We start from the raw sequence: 13,547 nt of genomic DNA, 5'->3' as shown, positions 1-13,547 counted from the left end.
ATACAATTTTTGATAGATATAATTAGAATGATACATCTAATCCAAATGATATAATCTTAGATGGAATAAACTTGTTGCTGGTTGTTCCCGAGAATGATTGTTGTGGATCCATACCAGTACGTTTTGACCATAAAAATAAGTTCTCGCCTGATGCATATAAACGCAATCTACTAATACCTGTTGTTTTTAGTAGTTCAGGATTGAATGTATAGCTCAATGTTACATTTTTTAGAGCTAAGTATGATGCATCTGTTAACCATCGAGATGATGTTGAAGGAGCAAGAATACTATTATCTTTTTCAAGTCTTGGTATATCTGTAATATCCCCTTCTTTTCTCCATGCATCTGCTTGGTCTACGTGCATTGCAGAGCCCAAGTCCTGTGAGTTCATGAGTGACGCATAGTTGTAATCTAGAATTTTACCTCCAATAGAGTATGTTGCTAATGCAGATAGTGTAAAGTTTTTTACTTGGATATTGGTTCCAATAGATCCGTAAAAATCAGGAATGGATGATTCTCCGATATATCCTTTCCCTGCATCTTGATAATTACTTACGAGAACTGGTGAACCATCTTCATTATATTCTCTTGAGGTATTTCCATTTTCATTTTCCTTATACTTATAGAAAAGAGCATCTCCATTGTCAGGGTCTACACCATAGTAGTCATATAAAAAGAAGTCATAAATTGAGTGTCCGACATCCCATCTTTTTGAACCTGTTACAAATGGGTCAGGGATCTCCGTAATCTCATTTTTAATGGTTGACACTTGTAGGTCTAAATCCCACTTGATATTTCTTTTATTCAACAACTTCGTGTTTAATCCAATTTCAATACCACTATTACTCAATGACGCAATATTTCTACTCTGACTCGTAAATCCTTGAGATGGAGCTAATGGCATTGAGTATAGAAGATCTTTAGAATCTTTTTTATAATATTCAACGGAACCCGAAAGAAGGCCTTCAAAAACCTCAAATTCTAATGCAAAGTCATAACTTGTATTTACCTCCCACTTTAACGCTTGGTTTCCAATACTAGTCCAAATTAATCCAGGATTTGTTCCGTTTGGATTTGTTCCATATAGTGCCTGTGAAGCATAATATCCTAGTCTATCATTTCCTACCTCACCAATAGAAGCTCTTAACTTTAAGTTTGTGATCCAGTCAACTTCTTGAAGGAATGCCTCTTCTTTAATTCTCCATGAACCTCCCACAGAGAAAAATCCTCCCCAACGATTCTTTTTATCAAACACAGATGATCCATCACGACGATAAGATGCTGACAAATAATAACGGTTTTGGTAGTTATATTCTAAACGCCCTAAGTAGCTTTCAATACGTTTTTGATTTGCGTACCCCTCTACATCTGTTGGAGTAACAAATTGCGCTAATTCATAAATCCCTTGAGCAATAACTTGTTTCTTCATTGAGCGAATAATCTCGTTGTCATACATATAGCTCTCATGACCTACTAGTATGTCAATAGAGTGTCCTGAATCAAACTCTTTTTTGTATTGTAGCAATTGGTTACTTGTGATTGTAGTCGTGATGTATCTATAATCCGTAAATCTGCCAGATGGTGCACCATCTCCAACAATTGTATTTTCGAAGCTCTTATTCCTATAGTTTCTCACATCAATACCAACATTAGTACTTAATGTCAAACCATCAACCAACTGTACTGATGCCATAAAACGGTCTGATACAGTGTTCACTTTGCTTTGCTCATTGTTGTACTTCATTTCAGCGATCACATGACGCCCATTGTTTGCACCAGATGGCCTTGCATTAATTCCATAATCAGCGTAGCCTTCGCCTATATCATATTGCTTATTACCATATTCATCCAAGATATATTTTCCTGTTTGAGGTTCTACGATATATACAGGATAAATAGGCCCCATACGTCGGCTGAAGTTGAATGGGTTGTTATAGCTAGAGTCTCCTGTTCCAACACTAAATTTTGACTCACTCATTGTAAATGATAGGTTATTGCTAATTTTTAACCAATTATTTACGTTATAGTCTGTTGACAAACGTGAGTTGAAACGCTTATAACCTGTGTTAATCACATATCCCTCTTCATCTAAATATCCTAGAGATAGGTAATTACTTACTTTGTCATTACTCGATGAAACTGAAGCAGTGTAACTTTGTCTTTTACCTGTTTGTTCTAGTGGTTCAAACCAATCTAAATCTGGAGCTACTACTGATGCATCTGGATTAATCGTTCCATCAGGCATCATAATTTTATCATTGGCTACATTAAATGGATTATATTTAAGTTGAGAATATATCCCTGCTACTGCACTTGATAGAGCATCTTCTGGTGTTGCGCCTCCTTTGATTAATGAATTTTTAAAAGATTCAGTTGATAGCTCATAATATTGTTTCGCCTTAACTTTATCATATTGAGGTATTCCACGGCTTACCATACCGTAAAGAGCCTTTACATTGACAGATGTTTTACTCCCTGTCTTTCCTTTTTTTGTTGTTACAAGAATTACACCATTTGCAGCACGAGAACCATAAAGAGCAGAAGATGATGCATCTTTTAAGATAGTCATGGATGCGATATCATCTGGGTTTATGTCAGATAATGAGCCGTTGTATGGAACTCCATCTAATACATAAAGAGGATTTGCATCACCATTTAATGAGCCAAAACCACGAATTCTAATTGTTGGTGCTGCTCCTGGTTGCCCAGTTGCTGTTGTAACTTGTACACCAGTTGTAGAGCCTTCTAGTGCTTGACTTACCGAAGTTAAAGGGCGTGTCTCTAATTTTTTTGCAGATACAACACTAGCAGATCCTGTAAAACTCTCTTTTTTTGCTGTACCATAGGCGACTACCATCACATCATCTAGGTTTACTTGAGAATTCTTTAGTTGAATTACAAATTCCATTTTGTTCCCAATTGTAACCTCTTGCTCTTCCATTCCAATATATGAAATCCTTATGGTCTTAGAACTTTGTGGTACTTTCAGTTGAAACTTACCATCAATATCAGTCACCGTACCAATGGTGGTTCCTTTAACTACAACAGATGCTCCTGGTATGGGTGAGCTATCTTCTGCTGATTTCACAGTTCCTTTGATAGAATGAGACTGTGCCCATGAAGATTGTACACATAATAAAATGCATACAAATAACATTAATACTCGATTCATAGATGTACTATATTTGATTTAACATGCTATCCAATAAGGGGGTAAAATCCCCCTATGGATAATATCCTTTTATCCAATAATTGAAAAAAGAAGATGAAAAAAGACTTGTGTACCCGATGACTGCTTTGGTCAAAGAGTATACTTCGTCTGTATCAGAAATACATAAATGAAGGAAGAAATTAACAAAACTTTAAGGTTTTAATATTTTGTCATATAGTAGAAATACTGTAACATTACCTTTTGTTAGATTAAAGGAGTTTGTATCTCTGCAAGCTTCTTCCAAAACTCCTGTGTCGGCAAACATGGGAGTTTTTTTATTCTATTTATGTCTTATCTATTTTACAATATTAAAAATAATATTAACAATATTATATGAGGATATATCTAACTTTACGATAATTAACCTTTATTGTGGGATTTATAGATAATTATGTTGTTTGATTAGATTCTAAATTTAGGTTGTGTGTATACCTTTTATTTTAAAAGTATAATGACTTTAATTCTTGATAATTATTAGTACTAAAATGTGCAGTAGTTAAGGTCTCGATAATTGTATGTAAAATAGGATTGAGTCTTATTTAGTAGGCTTTTGTGTCTATTATACTTGTCTATATATTTATTTAAGATCTATATCTTGATAAATGATCTTAGTTCTCTTATACATTATTAAATAATGCATGTTTTCCCTACCTATTAATAGCTTATAGGCTTATTAAGTATTGTTTTTAATTTGTAATAATAAATATATTGTGTTTACATAAATTCACATTATATTTAGTTGTTGATGACCTCTTTGTATATTTCTTATAACTTAAAATAACTTATCTGCTTGATTTTTCGACCTCTTCTATTGTATCAATTTTGCTTCATAAATATCCAGATATTTATGTCTTTTTATGATAATTGGATGAAAAGATCAAGTTTTTATTTATTATTACATGAGTTACTGGATGTGGTCATATATTAAATACATTTTCTTGATTTATTATAGTTATACCTGATTTGAAGGTATAGCCAATTTAGTACTTGATTTTAATTAATAGGTTCAGATATCTGTCTTTTATTCATGAAAAAAGGAAGTCCTTATATGACATCCTTTTAATGTGTTTATGAAGTCCTATTTCAATGTTAATATAGGATATGATTTATCTTTCCCTTTTACTGTTTTCCAATCCTTAATATTCTGCTCCTTTTGACGAACAAAGAAACGGAATCTTTGATCGCCATCTAGAATTCCTCTATTCACTAAAGAATAGAGGCTAGGCTATAAAAGATTCTGAGTAGTTTCCAACTACTAGTGTGAGGGTATTTATTCTTCGATATGGTTTTTTAGAAGTGTCGGTTCTATTTATTGCTTGTTTTCTCGAAGTCTTTAAGTTCCTGTTTTATCTCTTTGTGCATAAATAGCAAACCTATTAAGTTCGGAATGGTCATTAAAGCGATCATTATTCCAGAGATTGCCCATATGAGGGTGGTGTCAGCAAATGCCGCGATAAAGAATCCAATCACATATAATAGTAGAAATACATTGACGTATTTGGTTCCTACGAGATAGATCACAGCAGTAGATCCATAATAAGCCCAAGCTATGGCTGTAGAAAAAGCAAACATGAGTAAGCCGATACTAACAATATATTTACCATATTTTCCAAAGTAACCTCTCGTAAAAGCTTCTGTCGTAAGCGGAGCACTATGTATTAATGATTTTCCTTGAATCACATATTCCATTCCAAGTTTAACATGTCCGTTGTGAACGGACAAAGTCCCATTGTATGGTTTGTTATTAAAATAGATTACAACCTCTTCTGCAATGGAATGTGCATGCAGAATTGAAACTTCTTTCGTGATCTTGCCATCAACTACTGTAAGCTCTCCATCAAATGTTGGTATAGATGATTCTCCTACAATATATGACTTGAGTTTGTTGAGATCATCTGAATTATTCTCATCATATTTTTGAGTTAGAATAACAGTATTGGTTTTCTCAAAAGGGGTCTCGATCTTCTCATTCCATACTCCCGAACTCAAAAGGGTGATCCCTGTAATTGAGCAGATAATGATTGTATCAATAAAAGGCTCTAAAAGTGCTACAAAGCCTTCGTGTACGGGATTTGAACATTTTGCTGAAGCGTGTGCGATAGGAGCGGATCCCTGTCCTGCTTCATTTGAAAAAAGGCCCCTGTTTACCCCTCTGTTGAAAGCAAAAGCCAGTGAAGCCCCTAAAAAGCCCCCAGTTGCGGCACTCCCAGTAAATACACCAGAGAATATTGATTCAATAGATGGAATTATGTTTTCATAATTATAAGCTAAAACGGACAGTGCACCGATTAAGTAAAGAATTGCCATAAAAGGGACTAATTTTTCTGTGACCTTCGCAATTCTCTTTATCCCACCGAGTACTACCAATCCCAAAACTAATGCAAGGACTGCACCAGAGAGAATTTTATTTATTCCCCAAGTTGCAAACAGCGAGTTTGCAATACTGTTTACTTGAGGTAGGCACCCTGTACCAAAACTTGAAATGATTGTTGCTATCGCAAAGACGATAGGCATCCATTTCCATTTTAGCCCATTTTTCATATAGTACATTGGACCACCAGAAATAGTCCCCATATCATTTATTTCTCTATACTTATGAGAAAGAACAACCTCTACAAATTTAGTACACATTCCCAGCAGAGCTGTGATCAACATCCAAAATAGGGCAGAAGGGCCTCCAAGGTGAATAGCAAAAGCAACTCCTGCGATATTTCCTGTTCCGACCGTTCCCGATAAAGCAGTGGTAAGTGCTTGAAAGTGTGAAGTGTCTCCTTTGTCATCTGGGTTATCATATTTTCCTCTAAGAATATTAATGGATGTGCCAAGGTGTCTTATTTGTGGGAATCCTAAATAGATTGTAAAGAATAATCCTGTTCCTAGTAGAAGAAGAACAAACCACAGTGATCCACTAATATTGTCTTGTAGAAATTGAATTAAGTGTAAGAAATAGTTCATATATATTTGCATTTGATTGTCGAAGTCTGTGATAATATTACAATTCGATACTATCACAAAATTTAAATATATGTATATAATTTTATATTAATTGTGAATTATACCTCTATTGATCTACTTTTTGTATTTATTTCTATAAAAATTAATGTTTGACCATTTAGATGAAATAATTTATAGCTTTGTCAAACGAAATAAAGAAGCTGTTTTTAGCTTCTTGTCTAAAGAGAATAGCTATGTTACCAAAGTTTTTAATTGCAGATAACGCCCAAGTAGATCCTGATAAGGTTTACGTGTTACACACAGAGACTCCTCGTTTTATTGTAGAGTCAGGAGATGAAGGAATCCCTTCTAAACCCGTTATTGTTTGGTTTGATGATCAGCCTGAGTCCGTTGAACTTATTGGAGATCTAATTGCACAAGCTGATGCCTTTCTTGAAGCAGAACTTGATTATCAAGAGGAATTATTGGATGAAGAGGAAGACTAATTCTTTCTCTTTATAGCGAGTATCTTACTACTTAGATAGCATGCTTGTATCTTAATAAAGAAAGGAGTCATTTATTTATTAGAATGACTCCTTTGTCTTATAAATAAAACGAAAATTTAATCCGAATTTAAAAACTAAATCTGTTTTAAAGAGAGTTGTAGACGCTTTCTAGCTAGATCAATATCTATCACTTTTACCTTAATATGTTGATGTAATTTTACCACTTCATTTGGATCGGAGATAAAACGGTCTGCCATTTCAGATATGTGTACCAGTCCTTGCTGTTTTATACCTACATCAACAAATGCACCAAAATTTGTGATATTGGTAACGATTCCAGGAAGGATCATTCCAACAGTAATATCTTCTAGCTTAAAGATATTTTCAGCAAACTTAAATGTCTCTATTTCATCTCTCGGATCTACTCCTGGCTTTTTTAGCTCTTCTATGATGTCTAAAAGCGTAGGAACTCCAAGTTTTTCAGTTGCGTAACGGTAGATGTCGATCTGATCGCATAGGTTTTCATTCCCAATAAGCGCTTCTGTGGTTACGCCAAGATCTTTGGACATTTGGGTGACGATGGAATATGCTTCTGGGTGTACTGCCGAATTGTCTAGAGGATTTGCAGCCGAATCAATTCGTAGAAAGCCTGCACACTGTTCAAAAGATTTATCCCCCATCAGTTTCACCTTCTTTAGCTGTTTCCTTGAGGTAAAAGCTCCATTCTCTTTACGATACTCCACAATGTTTTTTGCCAAAGTAGGTCCCAATCCAGAGACATAGTGTAGAAGGTGTGTTGAGGCTGTGTTTACATTGACTCCAACACGGTTCACACAAGAAGAGACCACTCTATCCAATCCCTCTTTTAATAATTTTTGATCTACATCATGTTGGTATTGACCAACGCCAATGCTCTGTGGATCTATTTTTACTAGTTCCGCTAGTGGATCCATGAGTCTTCTACCAATAGATATAGCACCCCTTACAGTAATATCGTATTCAGGAAACTCATCTCTTGCAACTTTTGAAGCGGAATAGATTGAAGCACCATCTTCGCTTACAATAAAAACAGAAAGGTCTCGATCAAAAGGGACTCTTTTAATAAAGGCTTCTGTCTCTCTACTTGCAGTTCCATTTCCAATCGCGATGGCATCAATTTTATGGGCATTGGCAAGTTGTGCTACCTTTTTCTGTGCTCTCTGGTAATCTAATTTTCCTTTATGAGGAAAAATGGTTTCGTTGTGTCTAGGATAACCATGTTGGTCAAGGCATACTAATTTGCACCCAGTACGGAATCCTGGGTCTAGTGCCATAATACGCTTTTCGCCTAATGGGGCTGAGAGCAGTAGTTGCTTCAGATTTTCACAAAAAACAGAAATTGCCTCTTTGTCAGCCTCCTCTTTGCTGTTTTTCAAAACCTCAGTACAGATCGAAGGCATCAGAAGACGTTTATACCCATCGTGAACAGCCTCTTCTATCATTTCATGACAAGTGCCGTTTTTCTTAACAAAAAGCCCATTCAATCGCGAAGTGATTCTATCATTATTTGATGAAATTGCAATCTTGAGCACCCCCTCTTTTTCGGCTCTTCTCATTGCTAACATTCGGTGTGAAGGGCATTTTGAGATTGCTTCTCTCCATTCGAAATAGTTAGAATATTTATCTCCTTCTTCCTCTTTCCCTTTTACAACTTTAGCTTCGATAGATGATTCTCGTTGAAAACCATCACGAACAATATCTCTAGCAATGGCGTTTTCATTGACCCATTCTGCAATAATATTCTGTGCTCCTTCTATAGCTTCTAAAGGTTTTTGAATGTTGTTATTTAGATATTTCTCTGCAACATGTTCGATATTTGCATTGTTTTGTTTCATTAGCATCTTTGCCAATGGTTCTAACCCATTCTCTCTGGCAATCGTAGCTTTGGTGCGGCGTTTAGGTTTGTATGGAAGATAGATGTCTTCTAATTGTTGTATTTCCGTTACTTCTTCTATTTGAGTTTTCAATGTCTCGGTTAGAAGATTTTGAGTTTCAATACTTTTTAGAACTGCTTTTTTCCTTTTATTCAGGACATCCCATTTCTCTTTACATTGTTGTATCTCTGCGATAATAACCTCGTCTAAAGAGTCGGTACGTTCTTTGCGATAGCGTGCGATAAACGGGACTGTTGCACCTTCCTCAAAAAGTGCTATCGTATTTTCAACTTGAAATGAGCGAAGTCCTAGCGATTCGCTTATATGTTTAATTTCGAGAGATGTCATAGATATGAAGATTGTGATAAATTACAACTTGGAATATATGTTCGAATTGAGAACAAAGATATATTTCTTATTGTATCAACTTCATTACTCATGAAGTGTAATCAGAGATAATGAATGTTTATTGATATATAAAGATAAGAAATTCGTTTATAAGTTTAAAAATAACGGAGACATTAAGGAGAATGATGACCTTATGCATATCAGCTGTAGAAAGCAAAGAATCGAAATTACACCCTTTTCCTGTCAGTTTGCAATAGCCTCATTCTGCATCTTACATGAGTATATCAATCTGCCTTAACCCTAGTTTGAATATCACTTTATTCATGGAATGTTCATCTCTTACTCATGCTTCAACCATCGAATCGATGGAGAATCGATGGACAAAGTATGGACAAACCATGGACAAACCATGGACAAAGTACCCTTCAATCCATAGTTAAACTAGGAGTGTAATCTGTCAGGGGCATTATCAGAGAAAGTGTTGCAAATGTTAATGAATCCACGAATGCCTTGAAAATTCGATTTTTTACAGGACAAAAAGTTTAGCCGCACATTAATTATTGAACGCCATAAATTCCATTGATGGTCTGTATCCAAGTTTAGATAGTCATATTTTAATACTCAATTGTTTGTTTTTTCTCTTTTTTTGAAGAGTGGATGATACAAGAGTTTACTATTATATGTGATGTTTTTTCACATATAATAATTTTTAGAACGAATTTGTTCTTAGGCGAAAAAGCAAATTGAATAGAGATTCTTGTTCGATTATTTTGAGATATAGGTTTGTAATCTATTGTCAATGTGGTGATATGAATGTTTTTGTGGTTGTGGTTTAATATTTATTAATTCATCTTATCATTGTGATGACAATGTAATACATATATTATGATCTGTTATTGGTATCGTTGTGATGGGGTAAATTGAAAATAATGGTTGTGATTTAAATGCAAATATTAAAAATAGTTTAATGTAAGGTGTCGACGAAGAAAGGTAATATTGATATTGTATAAATACACCATAGAATCTATTCTATCTTTGTAAATAACTTATATCATGTAATTGCTTTTTTTTCATATAACTTATGTCATACTTTACTAATGCTCTTTTGAGAGATATAGTCAAAAAGTATGTAAAAAGTCACAATTTGCAACTTTAAAGTTAAAAAATAGCATATAGTCGTAGATTTGTGTAAATATATATTAAAAATATTATTAACTTGGCTTATAGAAATCGCTAATGAAGTGAAAACTCCCGAGTTGGCGGACTCAGGAGTTTGGAAAAAATGGAGCACATTTGAGTAGTACCCATCTAGTAATTTTTGGTAATTATACGATATAATTATATCAACTCAAACTATTCTTACTTCTATATATAACGTAGTAGAATCTTCATTGTTTCACGACTTCATTAATGTAAAAAAAGAGAAGTTTATGTGGTTCAATAACCCTTGTTGCTTGGCAATAAAACATTGAATCCTCTTCTCTTAAACTAGATATATCTAAAAACACCATTGTGTGTGTGATATATATATGTTAAATCAAATATAATACATCTATGAATCGAGTATTAATGTTATTTGTATGCATTCTAATGTGTGTGCAATCTTCTTGGGCACAGTCCAAGGTCTTGAAAGGTGTTGTCACATCTGCGGAGGATAACTCCCCTATTCCAGGAGCGTCTGTTGTAGTTAAAGGTACTACTATCGGTGCTGTAACAGATTATGATGGAAAATTCCAACTAAAAGTTCCAAATGATTCTAAGGTTTTAAGAATTTCTTATGTAGGAATGACGGAACAAGAATTAACTATTGGATCAAAAACAGAATTTAAAGTTCAATTAAAATCCTCACAGGTAGATTTAGATGATGTGATTGTAGTTGCTTATGGTACTGCGAAGAAAGAGAGCTTTACTGGATCTGCAACAACCGTAAAATCGGAAGAAGTTTTAAAAACCTCTGGAGGTATTACAAAGGCTCTTCAGGGTACCGTAGCTGGTGTTCAGGTTGTAGGAGGTTCGGTTCGTATTAGAGGATATGGATCTTTCAATGCTTCATCTGGACCTTTGTATGTTGTGGATGGGGTTATTGGTGCTCCTACTCCAAGTGATGAAGATATCGCAAGTATGACCATATTAAAGGATGCTTCTTCTACTGCTCTTTATGGTTCTAAAGGAGCGAATGGAGTTATTTTGATCACAACCAAGACAGGATCGAAGCTTAAAAAACCACAGATTCAGTTCTCCTATAAAAAATCAAATATCGATCCAATTGATCCTGACTTTGATTATATGGATGCAGGACAGCATTACCAATATATTCATGAAGGACTCTATAATTATGCGAAGGGTTATGGAAAAGATGATGAGTTCTGTACCAATTATAGTAACCAAAAGACCAATGCTAAATTAGGACATAATCCTTACAATATGACATATCCAATTGGTGCTGATGGTAAATTAGACGAGAAAGCACAATTGTTATACTCTACCAATTGGAGAGATGCTGTATTAAAACCAGCAGATTTGGATGAGTATATTTTCTCTATTAGAGGAAACAATGGCAAAACAAACTATAGTTGGTCTAACTTCTATTCTAAGTATAAAGGTTTTGTGGAAGAATCAAAATATGATAACTTCAATTCAAGATTCTCTTTTGATACCAAAGTTTCACCAATTGTAGATATGGGTTTAAAAATCAACTTAAGCTATTATCAAGGTTCTGGAACATATACAGATGCTGCAAATGAGAATAACATGTATTATATGTCTAATTCTATCACTCCTACTGCTCCAATGTATAAGATGAAAAAGGTGAAGGAGAAACCTGATGGGACATATGAGTATGCGTATGATCTAGATTATAATGGAAATAAGCAGTATAACTATGATAATCCTAATTATCAGGGTTATAATCCAGTTGGTCTTATGGAATTAGATGAATCTAATGATTATTACTTCAGTGCGTACATTGCCCCTTTTATAAGAATTAAGCCAGCGAAAGGATTAACTTTAAATGTAAATGGTTCCGCAAAAGCTTATGGATCTAGAAGTTCTTCTTATACGAACAATCTACATGGATCTGGGGTTACAAACAATGGTCGTTCTTATAGAAGTGACGTCTTTACTAGAAGATATTATGCACATAGCGATTTTGTTTATGAGACCGATTTTGCAGCAGTACACCATATTGAAATTCTTGCGGGTGCAGAATCTTACTATTATCATAAAAATACTACAGGAGCAAGTATTTATGGCCTTCCTATGGGGGATGTTAGTAATGAATTGAGTTATGGGGTCGATCCACAGAAACCTTCTTCATCAACCTTAGAATCTACGTCCTTATCCTATTTGTCACGTATTCGTTACAGCTTGATGGATAAATATTATATTGATGGATCATTCCGTAGAGATGGTTCTTCAAAATTTGGACCGAACAACCGTTGGGGTAATTTCTGGTCGGTAGGAGCTTCATGGAGAATTTCACAGGAAGACTTTTTGAAAGAGAGTGATGTGATTGATAATTTGAAATTACGTGGCTCTTATGGAGTAACAGGAAATGATGGCATTGGATCCTATAAATATGGGGATTACTATGGATTTGGCTATAGTTATCTTTCTGATCTGGGTATTGTTCATAATAACTTACCAAATTATGATTTGGGATGGGAGAAACAAGATAACTTATCTCTAGGTATCGATTACTCTCTTCTTCACCGTATCTCTGGTACTTTAGAAGTTTATAAGAGAAATACAAGTTCTCTTTTGATGGATCGTCCTATTCCATATACAACTGGTTTCAGTTCGGTTACTAAAAATGTTGGTGAAATTGAGAATAGAGGTATTGAGTTTGAAATTAATGCATTGGCGGTTAAAACAAAGCATTTTCAATGGAATACAGTTCTGACATTTACGAAGAATATCAATGAAATTGTAGAAATTCCAGAGTCTTGGGTTAGCGGAACAAAAAAATATGTTCAAGGAAAGTCAAGATATGAGTATTTTATCAGAGATTGGGCAGGTGTAAACCCAGACAATGGAAAGCCTCAATGGTATATGGATCAAAAGGATCCAAAAACAGGAGCTGTTTCTAAAGTGAAGACATCTGATTATGGTAGTGCAACCAAATATTTTGTAGGTCAATCTACCCCAGATTTCTTTGGTGGTTTTAATAATGATTTCAAATTCTATGGTTTCGATTTAAGCTGCCAGATCATCTATTCTGTTGGTGGCAATGTATACGACTATGCTTATGCTCACTTGATGCATGATGGATCAAGTAAAACAGGAGTATCCGCTGTGGAAGCGATGAATTCATGGAAAAAGAAAGGGGATATTACAGATATACCTCAGAATATTTGGGACAACAAGTCGCACTCCTCTTCTACTTCAACACGTTTCTTAGTTGACGGTGATTTTCTAAAGGTGAAGAACGTAACATTAGGTTATACTATACCTTCTAGGATAACAAAAAAGGTGGGAGTGAGCAATCTTCGATTCTATGTGAATGCTGATAATTTATTTATCCTAACTGATATGAAGTCCGGAGATCCAGAGATCAGTCTTTCAGGTAATGGTTCTAGTTATACTTTACCTATGTATAGGACTGTGAGATTTGGTGTAAATATTAACTTTTAATTG

Annotated in this window: 5 protein-coding genes; 2 read left to right on the top strand and 3 right to left on the bottom strand. The window is 34.7% G+C overall.

All coding sequences use genetic code 11. The features are described from left to right. Window positions 1–22: 22 nt before the first annotated feature. Window positions 23–3,172 (bottom strand): TonB-dependent receptor, encoded by a 3,150-nt coding sequence (locus K4L44_11515; GenBank protein ID QZE13213.1) that lies wholly within the window; start codon window positions 3,170–3,172, stop codon window positions 23–25. 1,344 nt (window positions 3,173–4,516) lie between these two features. Beyond that, window positions 4,517–6,166 (bottom strand): sodium:alanine symporter family protein, encoded by a 1,650-nt coding sequence (locus K4L44_11510; protein QZE13212.1) that lies wholly within the window; start codon window positions 6,164–6,166, stop codon window positions 4,517–4,519. A gap of 233 nt (window positions 6,167–6,399) precedes the next feature. Here K4L44_11510 and K4L44_11505 point away from each other — a divergent pair, with 233 nt between their 5' ends. After that, on the top strand, window positions 6,400–6,651 hold the full coding sequence (locus K4L44_11505) for a hypothetical protein (GenBank protein ID QZE13211.1): 252 nt from the start codon (window positions 6,400–6,402) through the stop codon (window positions 6,649–6,651). Window positions 6,652–6,785: 134 nt separating this feature from the next. Here K4L44_11505 and K4L44_11500 read toward each other — a convergent pair whose 3' ends face one another. Further along, window positions 6,786–8,912 carry an RNA-binding transcriptional accessory protein gene (locus K4L44_11500; protein QZE13210.1) on the bottom strand — a complete coding sequence of 709 codons (2,127 nt, stop codon included), beginning with the start codon at window positions 8,910–8,912 and terminating at the stop codon, window positions 6,786–6,788. Between the two features lie 1,554 nt (window positions 8,913–10,466). On the opposite strand from K4L44_11500, the gene K4L44_11495 reads away from it, so the two are divergent. After that, window positions 10,467–13,544, top strand: a complete 3,078-nt coding sequence (locus K4L44_11495) for a SusC/RagA family TonB-linked outer membrane protein (protein ID QZE13209.1) — start codon at window positions 10,467–10,469, stop codon at window positions 13,542–13,544. Window positions 13,545–13,547 lie beyond the last annotated feature (3 nt).

It is taken from the genome of Prolixibacteraceae bacterium (assembly GCA_019720755.1).
GTDB classification, from domain to species: domain Bacteria; phylum Bacteroidota; class Bacteroidia; order Bacteroidales; family Prolixibacteraceae; genus Halosquirtibacter; species Halosquirtibacter laminarini.
Note: the sequence above shows the minus strand (reverse complement) of the source record. Positions and strands in the feature narration are given on the sequence as shown.

What these genes read in the sequence shown, in the direction of transcription:
- K4L44_11515 (QZE13213.1), bottom strand. Translation starts at nt 3,172, where the DNA reads ATGAATCGAGTATTAATGTTATTTGTATGCATTTTATTATGTGTACAA.
- K4L44_11505 (QZE13211.1), top strand. Translation starts at nt 6,400, where the DNA reads ATGTTACCAAAGTTTTTAATTGCAGATAACGCCCAAGTAGATCCTGAT.
- K4L44_11510 (QZE13212.1), bottom strand. Translation starts at nt 6,166, where the DNA reads ATGAACTATTTCTTACACTTAATTCAATTTCTACAAGACAATATTAGT.
- K4L44_11495 (QZE13209.1), top strand. Translation starts at nt 10,467, where the DNA reads ATGAATCGAGTATTAATGTTATTTGTATGCATTCTAATGTGTGTGCAA.
- K4L44_11500 (QZE13210.1), bottom strand. Translation starts at nt 8,912, where the DNA reads ATGACATCTCTCGAAATTAAACATATAAGCGAATCGCTAGGACTTCGC.